16 protein-coding genes are annotated in these 16,579 nt (G+C 69.2%); 7 read left to right on the forward strand and 9 right to left on the reverse strand.

Annotated elements, in window-relative coordinates:
* Positions 1-58 precede the first annotated feature (58 nt).
* From cydB to hisC, 3 genes are all read right to left on the reverse strand, one after another.
* The gene (gene cydB / locus CR470_RS00355; RefSeq protein ID WP_097865559.1) at positions 59-1,060 is read right to left on the reverse strand and encodes a cytochrome d ubiquinol oxidase subunit II; all 1,002 of its coding nucleotides are present in this window, start codon (positions 1,058-1,060) and stop codon (positions 59-61) included.
* 14 nt (positions 1,061-1,074) lie between these two features.
* Positions 1,075-2,586 (reverse strand): cytochrome ubiquinol oxidase subunit I, encoded by a 1,512-nt coding sequence (locus tag CR470_RS00360; RefSeq protein WP_097865560.1) that lies wholly within the window; start codon positions 2,584-2,586, stop codon positions 1,075-1,077.
* A gap of 235 nt (positions 2,587-2,821) precedes the next feature.
* Entirely contained in the window at positions 2,822-3,901 is a 1,080-nt protein-coding gene (gene hisC / locus CR470_RS00365) for a histidinol-phosphate transaminase (protein WP_097865561.1), read from the reverse strand.
* Between the two features lie 405 nt (positions 3,902-4,306).
* Here hisC and CR470_RS00370 point away from each other — a divergent pair, with 405 nt between their 5' ends.
* From CR470_RS00370 to CR470_RS00380, 3 genes are all read left to right on the forward strand, one after another.
* On the forward strand, positions 4,307-5,419 hold the full coding sequence (locus CR470_RS00370; RefSeq protein ID WP_097865632.1) for a LacI family DNA-binding transcriptional regulator: 1,113 nt from the start codon (positions 4,307-4,309) through the stop codon (positions 5,417-5,419).
* Positions 5,420-5,578: 159 nt separating this feature from the next.
* Entirely contained in the window at positions 5,579-6,754 is a 1,176-nt protein-coding gene (locus tag CR470_RS00375) for a metallophosphoesterase (RefSeq protein WP_257138300.1), read from the forward strand.
* Between the two features lie 203 nt (positions 6,755-6,957).
* Complete coding sequence (locus CR470_RS00380; RefSeq protein ID WP_097865563.1) at positions 6,958-7,788, forward strand: hypothetical protein; 831 nt, start codon at positions 6,958-6,960, stop codon at positions 7,786-7,788.
* 99 nt (positions 7,789-7,887) lie between these two features.
* Here the strand turns inward: CR470_RS00380 and CR470_RS00385 are convergent, their stop codons facing one another.
* Together CR470_RS00385 and thiC are read right to left on the reverse strand one after the other, a co-directional pair.
* Entirely contained in the window at positions 7,888-8,244 is a 357-nt protein-coding gene (locus CR470_RS00385) for a DUF805 domain-containing protein (protein WP_097865564.1), read from the reverse strand.
* A gap of 274 nt (positions 8,245-8,518) precedes the next feature.
* Positions 8,519-10,339, reverse strand: coding sequence for a phosphomethylpyrimidine synthase ThiC (gene thiC / locus CR470_RS00390; RefSeq protein ID WP_097865565.1), 1,821 nt, complete (start codon positions 10,337-10,339; stop codon positions 8,519-8,521).
* A gap of 196 nt (positions 10,340-10,535) precedes the next feature.
* Here thiC and CR470_RS00395 point away from each other — a divergent pair, with 196 nt between their 5' ends.
* On the forward strand, positions 10,536-11,870 hold the full coding sequence (locus CR470_RS00395; RefSeq protein ID WP_097865566.1) for a YibE/F family protein: 1,335 nt from the start codon (positions 10,536-10,538) through the stop codon (positions 11,868-11,870).
* A gap of 21 nt (positions 11,871-11,891) precedes the next feature.
* Here the strand turns inward: CR470_RS00395 and CR470_RS00400 are convergent, their stop codons facing one another.
* The 4 genes from CR470_RS00400 to CR470_RS00415 form a co-directional block, all read right to left on the reverse strand.
* Positions 11,892-12,329 (reverse strand): SsgA family sporulation/cell division regulator, encoded by a 438-nt coding sequence (locus CR470_RS00400; RefSeq protein ID WP_024263706.1) that lies wholly within the window; start codon positions 12,327-12,329, stop codon positions 11,892-11,894.
* A gap of 101 nt (positions 12,330-12,430) precedes the next feature.
* Complete coding sequence (locus CR470_RS00405; RefSeq protein WP_257138291.1) at positions 12,431-13,207, reverse strand: IclR family transcriptional regulator; 777 nt, start codon at positions 13,205-13,207, stop codon at positions 12,431-12,433.
* A gap of 413 nt (positions 13,208-13,620) precedes the next feature.
* Positions 13,621-13,833, reverse strand: coding sequence for a DUF5326 family protein (locus CR470_RS00410; protein WP_097865633.1), 213 nt, complete (start codon positions 13,831-13,833; stop codon positions 13,621-13,623).
* A gap of 151 nt (positions 13,834-13,984) precedes the next feature.
* Positions 13,985-14,302 (reverse strand): cupin domain-containing protein, encoded by a 318-nt coding sequence (locus tag CR470_RS00415; protein WP_097865568.1) that lies wholly within the window; start codon positions 14,300-14,302, stop codon positions 13,985-13,987.
* Positions 14,303-14,389: 87 nt separating this feature from the next.
* On the opposite strand from CR470_RS00415, the gene CR470_RS00420 reads away from it, so the two are divergent.
* From CR470_RS00420 to CR470_RS00430, 3 genes are all read left to right on the forward strand, one after another.
* A complete protein-coding gene (locus tag CR470_RS00420) occupies positions 14,390-14,767 on the forward strand; it encodes a phage holin family protein (RefSeq protein WP_007453829.1) in 378 nt (125 codons plus the stop codon).
* 105 nt (positions 14,768-14,872) lie between these two features.
* A complete protein-coding gene (locus tag CR470_RS00425) occupies positions 14,873-15,997 on the forward strand; it encodes a cystathionine gamma-lyase (protein ID WP_097865569.1) in 1,125 nt (374 codons plus the stop codon).
* 44 nt (positions 15,998-16,041) lie between these two features.
* Positions 16,042-16,521, forward strand: a complete 480-nt coding sequence (locus CR470_RS00430; protein WP_097865570.1) for an NUDIX hydrolase — start codon at positions 16,042-16,044, stop codon at positions 16,519-16,521.
* Positions 16,522-16,579: the final 58 nt, after the last annotated feature.

Here is a 16,579-nt window from a genome sequence, read left to right on the forward strand (position 1 = left end):
ACTCTTCGGGACGGTGAGCTGCCGCAGGCCTCCCGGGGCCCGCGGCAGCTCACCCGAGTCAGTGCGCGTCGGCGATGTGCTGCGTGCCGATGCGCTTGCGGAAGACCCAGTAGGTCCAGCTCTGGTAGAGCAGCACGATGGGCGTGGCGATGCCCGCGCACCAGGTCATGATCTTGAGCGTGTACGGGCTGGACGAGGCGTTGGTGACCGTGAGGTTCCAGGCGTCGTTCAGCGAGGACGGCATGACGTTCGGGAAGAGCGTCAGGAAGAGCATCGCGACCGCCGCCGCGATCGTCACGCCCGAGAACGCGAACGACCAGCCCTCGCGGCCCTTGGCGATGGCCCCGATCGCGGCCACGAGTGCCACCACCGCCACGACCAGGGCTCCCAGGCTCCAGGCGTCCCCGTTGTCCGCCTGCGTCCAGACCAGGAAGCCCCCTGCGAGCACCGCGGTGACCGGCCCCAGCTTCAGCGCCAGCGCGCGGGCCCGGACCCGGATGTCGCCCGCTGTCTTGAGGCCGGCGAACACCGCCCCGTGGAAGGTGAAGAGGGTGAGCGTGACGAGACCGCCGAGGATCGCGTACGGGTTGAGGAGATCGAGGAAGGTGCCGACGTACTCCATGTCGGCGTCGATCTTCACGCCTCGCACGATGTTCCCGAACGCCACGCCCCACAGCACCGCGGGGATCAGGGAGGTCCAGAAGATCGCGGTCTCCCAGTTCGTCTGCCACCGCTCCTCGGGCCGCTTGGCGCGGTACTCGAAGGCGACGCCGCGGACGATCAGGCAGAACAGGATGACCAGCAGCGGCAGGTAGAAGCCCGAGAAGAGTGTGGCGTACCACTCGGGGAAGGCGGCGAAGGTCGCCCCGCCGGCGCTGAGCAGCCAGACCTCGTTGCCGTCCCAGACGGGCCCGATCGTGTTGATCAGGACCCGCCGCTCCTTGCGGTCGCGGGCCAGCAGCTTGGTGAGGACCCCGATGCCGAAGTCGAATCCCTCCAGGAAGAAGTAGCCGGTCCAGAGGACGGCGATGAGCACGAACCAGACGTCGTGGAGTTCCATCTCTCAGCTCCTGCTCAGTACGAGAAGGCCATCGGCCGGTCGGCGTCTTCTTCGTCGTGGCCGCCGATCCGGGTGGGCGGGTTGAGGTCGTCCTCGGTGAGTTCTGGGGGGCCGGCCTTGATGTACTTCACGAGCAGCTTCACCTCGATCACGGCGAGCACCGCGTACAGCAGGGTGAAGACGATCATCGAGGTGATGACCTCGCCCTGCGAGACACCGGGGGAGACCCCGGCACGGGTCTGGAGCACTCCGTAGACGACCCACGGCTGGCGGCCCATCTCGGTGAAGATCCAGCCCCAGGAGTTGGCGATCAGCGGGAAGAGCAGGGTCCAGAGCGCGACGACCCAGTAGAGCTTGGTGAGCCTCGGGCTCAGCGCCTTGTTCCTGAAGAGGACCAGCTGCGGCACCTCGTCCTCACCGGTCCGCAGCGCCGGTGGCAGCAGGAACTTCTTCCGGGTCAGCCAGAGCCCCAGGAGGCCGAGGCCGAAGGAGGCCATACCGAAGCCGATCATCCACCGGAAGCTCCAGAACGCGACCGGGATGTTGGGGCGGTAGTCACCGGGGCCGTACTTCTCCTCAAGGCTCTTGTTGATGTCGTTGATGCCGGGGACGTAGGAGTTCGGGTCGTTGTTGGCGAGGAAGGAGAGCACTCCGGGGATCGAGATCTCGACCGAGTTGTGGCCCTTGCTGACGTCCCCGTACGCGAAGATCGAGAACGGCGCCCCGTTCTGTCCGTCCCAGAGGGCCTCGGCGGCGGCCATCTTCATCGGCTGCTGCCGGAACATGACCTTGGCGAGGCTGTCGCCGCTGACGGCGGTGAGCATTCCGGCGACCACGACGGTGATGAGGCCCAGGCGCAGCGAGGTCCGCATCACCGGGATGTGCTTCTTGCGTGCCAGGTGGAAGGCGGCGATGCCGACCATGAAGGCCCCGCCGACCAGGAACGCCGCCGTGATGGTGTGGAAGAACTGGGTGACCGCGGTGTCCTGGGTGAGCACCCGCCAGAAGTCGGTCAGCTCGGCGCGGCCGCGCTCCTCGTTGATCAGGTAGCCGACCGGATGCTGCATCCAGGAGTTGGCCGCCAGGATGAAGTACGCGGAGAGGATCGTGCCGATCGAGACCATCCACATGCAGGCGAGGTGGATCTTCTTCGGCAGCTTGTCCCAGCCGAAGATCCACAGGCCGATGAAGGTGGACTCGAAGAAGAAGGCGATCAGCGCCTCGAAGGCGAGCGGAGCGCCGAAGACGTCACCGACGAAGCGCGAGTAGTCCGACCAGTTCATGCCGAACTGGAACTCCTGGACGATGCCCGTGACGACGCCCATGGCGATGTTGATCAGGAACAGCTTGCCCCAGAACTTCGTCGCCCTGAGGTACTTCTCGTTCTCCGTCCGCACCCAGGCGGTCTGCAGGCCGGCGGTGAGCGCGGCGAGCGAGATCGTCAGGGGGACGAAGAGGAAGTGGTAGACGGTGGTGATGCCGAACTGCCATCGCGCCAGGGTCTCCGGCGCCAGAGCGAGGTCCACGTCGTCAGTCTCCTTACATCGCCGTGGTCATACCGGCACTACGCCCCTTTGATCCCACCGATTACGGGAGAAAGCAGGCGAGCTTGTGAACGCGTTCACATTCACAAGCAATTATGGCGCACACACTTTCGGACCCTTCGTCGGGGGTACCCCTTTTCGGCCCCCGCCCCACGCAAAGGGCCCCGGACCTCACGTTCGAGGTCCGGGGCCACGGCCGTACAGGCGTGTGCGGGTTCTACAGCTCCGCGCGGAACGCCTCCGCCGCCTTCAGGAACAGGTCGTTGCCCTCGTCCTCGCCGATGGAGACCCGCACCCCCTCGCCCGCGAACGGCCGCACGACCACACCGGCCCGCTCACAGGCCCGCGCGAAGTCGAGGGTCCGCTCGCCGAGCCGCAGCCAGACGAAGTTCGCGTGCGACTCCGGCACGGTCCAGCCCTGACGCACCAGCTCCGCGCTCACCCGGGTGCGCTCGGTGACCAGCGAGCCCACCCGGCCCAGCAGCTCGTCCTCCGCGCGGAGCGAGGCCACCGCCGCGTCCTGGGCGAGCTGGCTCACCCCGAAGGGGACGGCCGTCTTGCGCAGCGCCGCGGCCACCGGCTCGTGGGCCACCGCGAAGCCGACCCGCAGCCCGGCCAGACCGTACGCCTTGGAGAAGGTCCGCAGCACCGCCACATTGGGCCGGTTCCGGTAGATCTCGATGCCGTCCGGCACCTCGGCGTCGCGGATGAACTCCCTGTACGCCTCGTCGAGCACCACCAGCACATCGCTCGGCACCCGGTCGAGGAACCGTTCCAGCTCGGCCCGGCGCACCACCGTGCCGGTGGGGTTGTTGGGATTGCAGACGAAGATCAGCCGGGTCCGGTCGGTGATCGCGTCCGCCATCGCGTCGAGGTCGTGCACCTCACCGTCGGTCAGCGGGACCTTCACCGAGGTCGCGCCGCTGACCTGGGTGATGATCGGGTACGCCTCGAAGGACCGCCAGGCGTAGATGACCTCGTCGCCGGGCCCGGAGGTGGCCTGGAGCAGCTGCTGGGCCACCCCCACCGACCCGGTGCCGGTGGCGAGATGCGTCAGGGGCACACCGAAACGGTCGGCCAGCTCGTTCATCAGGCCGGTGCACGCCATGTCCGGGTAGCGGTTGAAGTTCCCCGCGGCGGCGAGCGCCGACTCCAGAACCCCCGGCAGCGGCGGATAGGGATTCTCGTTGGAGGACAGCTTGTACGCGACCGGTCCGCCGGCCGCCGCCGGCTTCCCCGGCACATAGGCGGGAACGCCGTCCAGCTCGGCGCGCAGCTTGGGGCTCGTCTCGCTCACCGCAGGTCCTCCTCGACCGTCCGTTCACAGCAATACTGCACACCTTATGAGGATTGGGCCCCGCTGCGAATGGCCCGAGCGGGAAATCGACCGCAGTGCCCGGGAATGGGGCCTCGCACGGGGCCGGTCCGAGGCCTCTCCGAGGGGGAGTGTTTCCCGATCCGGCGCGCGCCGGTGGCTCGCGCCGTGGCGCGCGTCCCCCGAAGTGGTGAGTTGAGACCTCTTCGAGACATCACACATTCAGCAGGCTGTCGGCCCTCGACACCTGAAACACATATGCAGAACCGTCCAACTCCCTTGCATTATAAGGATTCTGATGGGCAGTGACCTTGCAGAAACGTGCCTGTCAACGTGTGCATATGCGACCGGACCGACCACCCCTCGGAGCCCTACTATCGGCTCGCCATGACAGCAGCAGGGAAGCACCAGGTGAGCCGGACGGAGACCCCCCGGCGCAGCGGCCGGCCAGGACGGGCGGGGATCCGTGATGTGGCCGCCGCGGCCGGAGTCTCGATCACGACCGTCTCCGACGCGCTCAACGGCAAGGGCAGGCTCCCGGACGCCACCCGCAGCCATGTCCGCGAGGTCGCCGAGCGCCTGGGCTACCGCCCGTCCGCCGCGGCCCGAACCCTCCGTACGGGCAAGTCGGGCCTGATCGGCCTGACCGTGACCACGTACGGGAATGAACCTTTCACCTTCACCGAATTCGCGTACTTCGCGGAGATGGCGAGAGCCGCGACCTCCGCGGCGCTCGCCCGCGGATACGCGCTCGTCATCCTCCCCGCCACCTCCCGGCACGACGTCTGGTCGAACGTCGCGCTCGACGGGACCGTCGTCATCGACCCCTCCGACCAGGACCCGGTCGTCACCGAACTCGTGCGCCAGGGACTGCCCGTCGTCTCGGACGGCCGCCCGGCCGGGACGCTCCCCGTCACCGCCTGGGTCGACAACGACCACCGGGCCGCCGTTCTCGACCTCCTCGACCATCTCGCCGCCGCCGGGGCCCGCCGTATCGGCCTGCTGACCGGCAACACGACCGACACGTACACCCGGTTGTCCACCACCGCCTACCTCCACTGGTGCGAGCGGGTCGGCCAGGACCCCGTCTACGAGTCCTACCCGGCCCACGACCCCTGCGCGGGGGCGGTCGCCGCCGACCGGCTGCTCGCCCGCCCGGACCGCCCGGACGCGGTCTACGGGCTCTTCGACCCCAATGGGACCGATCTCCTCGCGGCGGCACGCCGGTACGGGCTGCGGGTCCCCGAGGACCTGCTGCTGGTCTGCTGCAGCGAGTCCACCGTGTACGCGGCAACCGAGCCGCCCATCACGACGCTCTCGCTCAAGCCCCGCCGCATCGGCACGGCCGTCGTCCAACTCCTCATCGACGCCATCGAAGGGGTCGAACACGACGGTCCGGTGGAGCAGGTCATACCGACGGAGCTCATCGTCCGGACCTCCTCGCAACGACGTCCACCGCGCACCACGGTCAGCGCACCGCGCTCCCCCAGTGGGGACTGATCAGCTCTTTTCGGACCAATCGACCGGTGAACCGCGCGTGCTCCCGGATTCACCACCCCTGGTGCGTCACACAGGTCGATCCGCATTCCTATGATGGGCGCACGACACCGCGGACCACCTCTACCAGGCAGGGCCCGTCAGGTGTACGGCGGCGCGACGGTGGTGGAGGGGTCGATGACTCAGGGGGCCGGTCAGGAACCCGTGGTGCGGACGGCGACGTTGCGTGACTTCCGGGTACCGCCGTACGCGCAGACACCCGTGCCACCGCAGGCGCGGGCGGCACCACCTTCACCGGTGCCGCCGCGTGCACCGGAACCGAACCCTCCGGCGCCGGGCGCCTCCGTACCGCCGCACGCTCCCGTGCCGCCCCGTCCCCCGCACCCCGGCAACGCCGTCGTGGGCGACGGGCAGCCGGAGGGCTACACACCGACCGAGCGGGACCTTCCGGTCATCCGCCGCGGCGACACGGTCCAGGTACGGACCGTTCCCGAGCCGAGCCCCGCGGCCGAGGACAGCCGCGGCCCGCTCTTCGTCGTCGGCGACGTCCACGGCTACCTGGACGAGCTGCTCTCCGCCCTCGGCGAACAGGGCCTCATCGACGCCGACGGGAGCTGGGCCGCGGGCAACGCCCGGCTGTGGTTCCTCGGCGACTTCACCGACCGCGGACCGGACGGCATCGGGGTCATCGACCTCGTCATGCGGCTCTCCGCCGAGGCGGCGGCGGCCGGCGGCTACTGCAAGGCCCTGATGGGCAACCACGAGCTGCTGCTGATCGGCGCCAAGCGGTTCGCCGACACCCCCGTCAACTCCGGGGCGGGCACCGCCACCTTCCAGGCCGCCTGGCTCCTCAACGGCGGCCAGAAGACCGACATGGAGCGCCTCCAGGACGTCCACCTCCAGTGGATGTCCCGGCTCGACGCGGTCGTCGAGGAGGACGGGCATCTGCTGATGCACTCCGACACGACGGCCTACCTCGACTACGGGTCCACCATCGAGGACGTCAATGACACGATCACGGCCATTCTCACGCGCAATGACGCCGACGAGTGCTGGGACCTCTTCCGCAAGCTCACCAAGCGGTTCGCCTTCCGCGACGAGGGCGGCGCCCAAGCGGTGCGCGAGCTGCTGACGACGTACGGCGGACAGCGCGTCGTCCATGGTCACAGCCCCATTCCGTACCTCCTGGGCGAGGTCGGCACGGAGGAGGGCGAGGACGGCGCGGGGCCCGTGATCAACGGCCCGCACGTGTACGCGGACGACCTCGCCATCGCCATGGACGGCGGAGTGACCATGGCCGGAAAGCTGTTGGTGGTCCAACTCCCGCTGCATGACTGACCGTCGGCGGGGAAGGCGATTCAGGTTCCGCCTGCGCCGACCTCGCCGATCGACGGGCCCGTCACCGGGCCCAATTCTGGAAACACCCTGTCACCCCGTGCCGTGAGCGCTCTACCATCGGCGTATCAGTGGCAGGCTCTCCTCCGTTTCCGCCCGATCGCCCGGTCCACGCGGGCAGCCGGGCACCGACGGAGCATCGGGGGATGCAGATGACAAGCGCTCCGCACCTGCTGGCCGAGGACGGACCCGAGTACGAGCGGATCCTGGGCGACGCACTGCGCCACGCTCATGAACGCCCGGACCTGGAGGGCGTCGGGGACCGGCTCAACACCGAACAGCTGCGCACCATGGCGCTCAGCGCCACGGCGCTGATCACCGCGGCCGCGGCCACCGAGTACGAGCACTACGTCAAGGCCCGGGGCGAGCTGCGCCGCGCGGCGACCGCGGAGGGGGTCGACGGCGGTCCGGCCGCGGACGGGCCGCGGAGCACGGCGGCCGGATCGGGCGCCGGCATAGGCGCGGTCATCACGGTCCTGACCCCGCTGCTGGCCGGCTCGGCGGCCGTCATCTTCCTGGTCGTCGGCTACCTCCTGAAGGCGGTCAGCCCGTTGGTGGCCTTCGGCGGCTCGATGGTCGCGGCCGGATGGTTCTTCGCCGCGGTCGCCGCCGCGGCGATCCTGGTCGCGGCCGTCGGGCTGCTCGTCACCGCGCTCCGCAACGGCGCGACGTCACTGGCCGCCGAGAACGAGGAGCAGGAGCTTCCCGAGGACGTCGCGCGGGCCAGGGAGGCGTGGCGCCACGCGCTGCTGGAGCGTGGCATCCTCCCGTTCCTCCGGGACGCCCTCGCCGACCCCACTGCGGGGCCCGCCGCACGGACCCCGCACCGTTCGCCCGACCGCATCCCGAAGGTCGGGTACAGCAGGCCGGACTTCTCCGGCCCGGACGACGGCCCGGCGGCCGGCCCCCGGCCGACCTTCACCAGCCCCGACTTCACGAGCCCGGACTTCGGCGGACCCGAGCACCGCCCGGACTGAGATCCGGGGCCCCGGCACTCGCCTCGGACACGCCGCGGGCCGGGGCGGCAAGTGCCGCGCCCGGCCCGGGGAGCGCTCCGGTCGGACCGGAGCGGTGGATCACATGCCCTGCGGAGCCAGCTTCGGGTTGGCACCGTGCTGGTTCGTCTCCGGCTTGCCCTCCGAGGCGAGGAAGACGAGCAGGATGATGAAGCCGACCAGCGGGATGAGCGAGATGAAGAACCACCAGCCCGAGCGGCCGGTGTCGTGCAGACGGCGCACGATGACCGCCAGCGACGGAACGATGGTCGCCGCCAGGTAGAGGTAGTACGGGATCTGCGTGCTGATCGCCGCGCCGATGGCCGACAGCACCACGGCGATGATGAAGTTGAAGAGCACGAACATCCAGTACTCCTTGCGGCGCGCGCGTCCGCTGAAGCCTGCGTAGTTCTTGAGTACGGCCAGGTACCAGTTCACTGTGTTCCCTCCCCGGCCCTCGTTCCGAGGGCCCACCAATTCAAGCCAAGCAAGCCGGAAAGTAAGCCACAGATAAGGAAAGGGTCAAGCGCAGGTGAGCTGCGGACCAAACGTACATACAGCTGCCACACGACCGTGTCCATACTGTCGCTTAACAAGGCGATCAATCACGCCAAAGTCCAGCGAACCAGGCCAGTCCCCCATAGGTGACAGAACGCCCCCGGCCGCCGAGGACGATCCGGGGCCGGGGGCGGGTCGATCAGCGAGGGGCGGGTCAGTCCGCGATGGGCAGGTAGACCCGGTTGCCGGCGGCAGCGAACTCCTTCGACTTCGCGGCCATGCCCTCCTCGATCTCCTCCTGCGAACCACCGTGCTGACGCCGGATGTCCTGGGAGATCTTCATCGAGCAGAACTTCGGCCCGCACATCGAGCAGAAGTGCGCCGTCTTCGCCGGTTCGGCGGGCAGCGTCTCGTCATGGAACTCCCGCGCCGTGTCCGGGTCGAGGGCCAGGTTGAACTGGTCCTCCCAACGGAACTCGAACCGGGCGTCGGAGAGTGCGTCGTCCCACTCCTGCGCACCCGGGTGCCCCTTGGCCAGGTCGGCCGCGTGGGCGGCGATCTTGTAGGTGATGACTCCCGTCTTCACGTCGTCCCGGTTCGGCAGCCCCAGGTGCTCCTTGGGCGTGACGTAGCAGAGCATCGCCGTGCCCCACCAGGCGATCATCGCGGCGCCGATGCCGGAGGTGATGTGGTCGTAGGCGGGCGCGACGTCCGTGGTCAGCGGGCCGAGCGTGTAGAACGGCGCCTCCTCGCAGATCTCCTGCTGGAGGTCGATGTTCTCCTTGATCTTGTGCATCGGGACGTGCCCGGGGCCCTCGATCATGGTCTGGACGCCGAACCGCTTGGCGATCGTGTTCAGCTCGCCCAGCGTGCGCAGCTCGGCGAACTGGGCCTCGTCGTTGGCGTCAGCGATCGAACCGGGACGCAGCCCGTCACCCAGGGAGTAGGTGACGTCGTACGTCGCGAGGATCTCGCAGAGCTCCTCGAAGTGCTCGTAGAGGAACGACTCCTTGTGGTGGGCGAGACACCAGGCCGCCATGATCGAGCCGCCGCGCGACACGATGCCGGTCTTACGACGGGCCGTCAGCGGGACGTACGGCAGGCGCACACCGGCGTGCACCGTCATGTAGTCCACGCCCTGCTCGGCCTGTTCGATGACGGTGTCCTTGTAGATCTCCCAGGTCAGCTCCTCGGCCCGGCCGTCGACCTTCTCCAGGGCCTGGTAGAGCGGGACGGTGCCGATCGGCACGGGGGAGTTGCGCAGCACCCATTCACGGGTGGTGTGGATGTTGCGGCCGGTGGACAGGTCCATGACCGTGTCGGCGCCCCACTTCGTCGCCCAGGTCATCTTGTCCACCTCCTCCTCGATCGAGGAGGAGACGGCCGAGTTGCCGATGTTGGCGTTGACCTTCACCAGGAACCGCTTGCCGATGATCATCGGCTCGATCTCGGGGTGGTTGACGTTGGCGGGCAGCACCGCCCGGCCCTGAGCGATCTCCTCGCGGACGACCTCGGCCGCCACGTTCTCCCGGATCGCCACGTACTCCATCTCCGGGGTGATCTCCCCCCGTCGGGCGTACGCGAGCTGGGTGACGGGACGTCCGTCACGGCTGCGGCGCGGCTGGCGCGGGCGGCCGGGGAAGACGGCGTCGAGGTTGCGCAGTCCGCCGCGCGGCGAGGTGTGCTTGAGCCCGTCGTCCTCGGGGCGGGCGGGCCGGCCCGCGTACTCCTCGGTGTCGCCGCGGGCGATGATCCAGTTCTCCCGCAGGGGCGCGAGGCCCCGCCGGACATCGGTGTCGATGGAGGGATCGGTGTACGGCCCCGACGTGTCGTACAGCGTCACGTCCTTGCCGTTGGTGAGGTGCACCTGTCGGACCGGCACCCGGAGGTCCGGGCGCGAGCCCTGGACGTACCCCTTGTGCCAGCCGATGGACTTCCCGGCCTCGTCGTTCCGCGTCCCGTCGCCCGGCGTCGTGCCGTCCGGCGTTCCGTCGTTCTGTTTCGAGGCAGGCGTGCGTGCGTCCGCTGTGGTCATGAGACCTACTCCCTACGCCGGCATTACCCGGTAACAGGTTCGGCGGTCGGCGCAGCGTCTCCCGTACGGATGTACGGCGATCAGCGCCCTCTCAGCCCGGTGCTCCGAGCTCCCGCGTGTGCAAAGGTGCCTCCACGCTAGCGTCCTTTCCGGCGAGCTGACCAGAGGGACCTCGTGTTCTTGCGATGATCGCCCCGTGACCTCCCCCCAAAGCGACCCCGCACCCCAGCCGCCCCAGGGCCACACCCACAGCCACGGGCCGGCCGCTCCGGTCTCCCGGCACCTGCGCAAGGTCATCGCCGCCGTGCTGATCCCGTTCGCGACGGCGGTCGTCGTCGGGCTGATCGCGTTCTGGCCCGGCGGCGCGCCCGACCACGAGCGCACCGGCGTCGGATTCGACCGGCAGACCCAGGACGGCAAGGTCGTCCAGGTCGTCAAGGTCGACTGCGCGGACGTCAACGCCGCGCAGGTGCCCCCGACCGGCGACACCTCCACGCCCTCGGGCCGGGAGGCCGTCAACGAGCAGGAGGGGGAGTGCGCGAAGGCCACCATCGAGGTGACCAGCGGCGACGACACCGGCCGAAAGTTCGTCGAGGTGGTCCAGCCGGACGCGCCCCGACAGCTCAAGGAGGGTCAGGGCGTGGTCGTGGCGTACGCCCCCGACGCGCCGCGCGACCTCCAGTACTCCGTGACCGACGTGGACCGGAAGATCCCGATGGCGGTCCTGGCCGGGATCTTCGCGCTGGCGGTGGTCCTGGTGGGCAGGATGCGCGGCGTGATGGCGCTGGTGGCGCTGGCCGTGTCGTTCACCGTGCTGACCCTGTTCATCCTGCCGGCGATCCTGCAGGGTTCGAACCCGCTGGTCGTGGCGGTGATCGGAGCCAGCGCGATCATGCTGGCGGCCCTCTATCTGTGCCACGGGGTGACGGCCCGTACGTCTGTCGCGGTCGTCGGCACACTGATCTCGCTGCTGCTGATCGGGCTGCTGGGCTCCCTGTTCATCGGCTGGGCGAGCCTGAGCGGCAACACCGACGACAACACCGGCCTCATCCACGGCCTCTACCCGGACATCGATATGAGCGGTCTGCTGCTGGCCGGCGTCATCATCGGTTCGCTCGGGGTGCTCGACGATGTGACGGTCACCCAGACCTCCGCCGTCTGGGAACTGCACCAGGCGGACCCGCGGATGGGTTGGAAGGGTCTGTACCGGGCAGGTATCCGCATCGGAAGGGACCACATCGCCTCGGTGGTCAACACCCTGGTGCTGGCGTACGCGGGCGCGGCGTTGCCGCTGCTGCTGCTCTTCTCCATCGCCCAGAGCAGTGTGGGGACGGTGGCCAACAGCGAGCTGGTCGCCGAGGAGATCGTCCGCACGCTGGTCGGGTCGATCGGCCTGGTCGCCTCGGTGCCGGTGACCACGGTGCTCGCCGCGCTGGTCGTCTCCGCGGACCGTCCGGGGTCCGGCGGCGCACAGGCGGCTACGGCCGCACCCGCGCGGACGGGTCGGGGCCGTCGTCGAAGGAAGGGGTGAGGGGCCACCGGGTGCACCCGGTCAGCCCGCGTTCTGCTCCTCGGCGAGGATGCGGCCCAGCGCATCCTCCAGGTTCCCGTCGAAGTCACCCAGCGTGTGTTCCTGACCGAGCGGCACGAGCTTGTCCGTCCGGTCGAGAAACGCCACCAGCGGCGCCGTCCCCGCCCGGAACAGCGCACGGTCCGCGCCGACCTGAAGCCGGATGTGCACATCGCCGAGGCCCTCGGGCTCGGTCGGGCCGATGTGCACATCGCCGTCGCCGCTCGGGCTGTTGAGCCCGTCCAGCAGCAGTTCGCGGCCGAATGCCCAGGTCACAGGGGCATCGCCGGGCAGGTGGAACGTCATCCGGATGGCGTACGGATCGCCGACCTCGTACCGGAGCTCCACCGGAATACGGAACGAGAGCTCCTCGGAGACGAGGAAGCTCATCATGACCTCTGCTTGAACCGACTCGCGCATCGTTCAACCCCGCAGTAGATGAAACTGGCCAGGAATGATCCCCCATGGCCCTATTGACGCCATCGTGGTGCACGCGATAGCAGATCACAAGGAGTGATTTTTCAGATACTGATAGAGAACACGAACGAACGCAAGAGGCTGGCGACTTCGCCACGTAGCTGTTCGACTGCGGGCAGCAACCGATCTTCCCGGTCCAGGGGTACGGAAATGGCCATCGCCGCAATGGTGGCACCGGCCGTGACGGGAATCGCGGCGCAGACGGTCCCCAGTGCGTACTCCTGGCGTTCGATGACCGGTTCACCTCGTCGGAGGGTGCGCAACCGCTCCAGAAGCGTGGCGCGATCTCGCACTGAGTAACGGGTGAGTGGGCGTACGGGATGCCGGTCGAGGTGGTCCTCGCGGGCCCCCTCGTCGAGTTGGGCGAGCAGACACTGACCGATGGCGTGCGCGTGGGCGGTTTCCCGGAAGGAGGCCCACTCCTCCACCGCCGGGGTGTCGGGAGCGTCCGCGACCGCGATGAGGTCGATCTCGCCGTCGCAGTAGACGGCGCAGTACACCGGGGCTCCGATGACGTCCCGCCAGTGTCCGAGGGAATCGGCGACGGAGGCGGGGCGGGGGCGGCCCCTGACCCCGGGGGCGGCGGTCAGGTTCTCGGCGGCAGCGCCGAAGAGGAAGACACCGTTCTCGCGGCGCAGATATCCCTCGTGGGTGAGGGTGCGCAGCAAGTGGTACGCGGTCGGGAGCGGAAGCCCCGCCTCACGTGCCAGTTGCTTGGCGGGCGCCCCGTCCCGATGGGTGCCCACAGCCTCCAGCAGCCTCAACGCCCGCTGAACCGAACCGATCAACGTCGGGACAGCGGTGCTCGATGCCGTGGTCAAGGGCCACCCCCAGGCATGGTGACGGGCCGTCGGCCCTCCCGTGGGGGCCGCCCCCACGGGCCTGCCGCGATCCCGAGCGCCGGAGGCCGGAGATCCGGCCCGTGACCGGCGAGGACCGGTCCGGGCGCCGGCGATCGAAGGCCAACGACCGGACTGTCGTACCCAGGACCGATCAGGCGATCGATGTGGTGACGGGAGGTCACATTCCGGATGGCGGCAGTGATATGTCACTGTATCGGCCGCCTGCGGCAGACGGGTGGTTTCCTCCGGGACTTAGCTCTGCTGGGCTAATCCGCCCGCGCCTGAGCTGACCGTGCCTCGCGCTGCGGGCCCGATGGGACGGAACCCGCGGGCCCGAGCCGGTCGGGCCGAACGGAACAGGCCGGCCCCCGCGCCGGCCCGCGTTCCGTGGATTACCAGTCGCCCCGCGAGGACGAGGACGACATGAACTTGCGGACGACGAAGATCAGCCCGCCGACCAGGACGACGAAGACCAGCGCCTTGAAGAGCAGGCTGATCACGAAGCCGACCACGCTGGCGATCAGGCCGCCGAACACGAAGATCGCAACGACGGGCACCGCGATCCACTTCACCCACCAGGGCATTCCCGCGAATATCTCCCGCACGGCCATCTCCTCTATCTCAACTCTCCGAGTCCTTGCCTCGATGCTAAAGGCGCGGAGGCCCTCCGCGGGGGCCGGGCAGCCCTTGAAGACCCCTGATCGAACCCCTAGGGATCCCCGGGGCGGCCTCGCCCGGATTCCCCGGGGCGATGGCTCAGCTCTCGGGCGGCGAGAAGACGACCATCACTCTCAGGTCCTCGGTGATGTGGTGGAACTTGTGGGCCACGCCCGCGGGCACGTAGACGACGCTTCCCCTGCCGACCTGCGTCGTCTCCGTCCCCACCGTGATCGACGCCCGCCCGCTGACGACGAAGTAGACCTCGTCCTGCTGGTGCGGCTGTTGCGGATCGAGTTCTCCCGCGTCCAGGGCGTACAGGCCGACCGACATATTGCGCTCCCGCACGAACTGCAGGTAGGCACCGTCGTTGGCGGCCCGCTCCGCCTCCAGCTCGTCCAGTCTGAATGCCTTCATGGCCCGTCCCGCCCCTTGTACCCACGCCGTCGGCTGTGCCTGTGCTGCCGGTGTCCACCACCGGTCCTGTCTGCCACGATCAGACACATGAAGAATTTCGTAGTCAAGACGATCGCCAACGCGGGTGCGCTGGCCGTTGCCATCTGGCTCATCGGCAACATCACGCTGGAGGGCGGCAGCACGGGCCGCAAGGCCCTCACCCTGATCCTGGTCGCGCTGATCTTCGGCCTGGTGAACTTCCTGGTGAAGCCGGTGGTCCAGCTGCTGACGTTCCCCTTGTTCATTCTGACGCTGGGGTTGATCACCCTGGTGGTCAATGCCCTGATGCTGATGCTGACCTCCTGGCTGGCCGGCGTGTTCGATCTCAGCTTCCACGTCGAGGGGTTCTGGACGGCGGTGCTCGGCGGACTGATCATCTCGGTCGTGTCCTGGGCGCTCAATGTCGTCCTGCCCGACGAGAACTGATCCCGGTATCCGGGATTCCGGACCTCCGAGGAAGGCTGCTCCGGGGGCTCTGGAAGAGTGCGGGGACACCGGTCCACCACCGGGGAGAACAGCGGAGGAGCAGGCATGAGCACCATGGGCGACGGAACGCGCGCGGTACGCGCCGGGCTTCCCGAACCGGAGCAGTTCGAACCCACCCTGCCCGGCCCGGTCTTCGCCGCGCACTTCCACCTCTCCGGCGAACCGGTGGGTCCCTACACCTACGGCCGGGAGACCAACCCGACCTGGACCCACCTGGAGCGGGCCATCGGCGAGCTGGAGGCCCCCGGTGAGGTGGTGGGCACGACCGTGTTCGCCTCGGGCATGGCGGCGATCACCGCGGTGCTGCTCTCCCAGGTCCGCTCGGGCGACGCCGTGGTCCTGCCCGACGACGGCTACCAGGCGTTGCCGCTCGTACGGGAGCAACTGGAGGCGTACGGGGTCGAGGTCCGGACCGCCCCGACCGGCGGCGATGCCCAGCTGGCCCTGCTGACCGGGGCCAAGCTGCTCTGGATCGAGAGCCCGTCCAACCCGGGCCTGGACGTCTGCGACATCCGGCGACTGGTCGAGGCCGCACACGCGGCGGGCGCGCTGGTCGCCGTCGACAACACCCTGGCCACCCCGATCGGCCAGCGCCCGCTGGAGCTGGGCGCCGATTTCTCGGTCGCCAGCGACACCAAGGGCATGACCGGGCACGGCGACATCCTGCTCGGCCACGTGACCTGCCGCGATCCCCGGCTGACGGCGGACGTACGTCGGTGGCGCAAGGTCGTCGGGGCGATTCCGGGGCCGATGGAGGCCTGGCTCGCGCACCGCTCGCTGGCCACCCTCCCGCTGCGCATCGACCGCCAGTGCACCACCGCCCTCGCTCTCGCCGAGGCGCTGACGAGGCGGACGGAGGTCACCGGGCTGCGGTATCCGGGGCTGCCCACCGACCCGTCGCACGCGGTCGCGGGGCGCCAGATGCGGCGCTTCGGATCCGTGGTGTCCTTCGAGCTGGCCGACCGGGAGACCGCGGAGCGGTTCCTGTCCGCGCTGCGCCTGGTCGACGACGCGACGAGCTTCGGCGGCGTCCGGTCCACCGCGGAGCGCCGGGGCCGCTGGGGCGGCGACGCCGTGGCGGAGGGCTTCATCCGCTTCTCGGTCGGCGCGGAGGACCCCGAGGATGTGCTCGCCGATGTCGAACAGGCGCTGGACACGGCGGTCCGGTAGGCCGGGGGAGTTTCAGACCGTCCTCCACGGGCCACTCTCTTGCCATGACCGAACGTCCTGTGGTCAAGCGCACCGCACGCGCCGTCCTGCTCGACGGCGACGACCTCATCCTGATCAAGCGCACGAAGCCGGGAGTCGATCCGTACTGGCTCACGCCCGGCGGCGGGGTCGAGCCGGAGGACGCCACCGTCGTCGACGCACTGCACCGCGAGGTCGACGAGGAGCTGGGCGCCAAGATCGTCGACGTGGTCCCGTGCTTCGTCGACACCGTGGAGCACATCGCGGACGGTGGCGTGACGGGAGTGAAGGTCCAGCACTTCTTCGTCTGCCGACTGGCGTCGATGGACGTCTCCCTGCGGCACGGCCCGGAGATCGACGAGCCCTCAGGGGAGTACGAGATCGTCCGGGTGCCGTTCAGCCGGGTCGGGATCGCGGCCGTGCACCTCGTTCCGCTGTCCCTGCGGCACTACCTCGACGGCAACATCGAAGGCGTACGGGCGATGCACGCCCCCGACCTGGGCTGACACCCCCCGCGGCGGGGAGGCGCCCCGGCCCTGCCGGGGGTCGTACTCCCCAGCGGGT

This window comes from Streptomyces sp. rh34, from assembly GCF_002551245.1.
Classification (GTDB): domain Bacteria; phylum Actinomycetota; class Actinomycetes; order Streptomycetales; family Streptomycetaceae; genus Streptomyces.

What these genes read in the sequence shown, in the direction of transcription:
- cydB (WP_097865559.1), bottom strand. Translation starts at nt 1,060, where the DNA reads ATGGAACTCCACGACGTCTGGTTCGTGCTCATCGCCGTCCTCTGGACC.
- CR470_RS00370 (WP_097865632.1), top strand. Translation starts at nt 4,307, where the DNA reads ATGACAGCAGCAGGGAAGCACCAGGTGAGCCGGACGGAGACCCCCCGG.
- CR470_RS00380 (WP_097865563.1), top strand. Translation starts at nt 6,958, where the DNA reads ATGCAGATGACAAGCGCTCCGCACCTGCTGGCCGAGGACGGACCCGAG.
- thiC (WP_097865565.1), bottom strand. Translation starts at nt 10,339, where the DNA reads ATGACCACAGCGGACGCACGCACGCCTGCCTCGAAACAGAACGACGGA.
- CR470_RS00400 (WP_024263706.1), bottom strand. Translation starts at nt 12,329, where the DNA reads ATGCGCGAGTCGGTTCAAGCAGAGGTCATGATGAGCTTCCTCGTCTCC.
- CR470_RS00415 (WP_097865568.1), bottom strand. Translation starts at nt 14,302, where the DNA reads ATGAAGGCATTCAGACTGGACGAGCTGGAGGCGGAGCGGGCCGCCAAC.
- CR470_RS00420 (WP_007453829.1), top strand. Translation starts at nt 14,390, where the DNA reads ATGAAGAATTTCGTAGTCAAGACGATCGCCAACGCGGGTGCGCTGGCC.
- CR470_RS00425 (WP_097865569.1), top strand. Translation starts at nt 14,873, where the DNA reads ATGAGCACCATGGGCGACGGAACGCGCGCGGTACGCGCCGGGCTTCCC.
- CR470_RS00430 (WP_097865570.1), top strand. Translation starts at nt 16,042, where the DNA reads ATGACCGAACGTCCTGTGGTCAAGCGCACCGCACGCGCCGTCCTGCTC.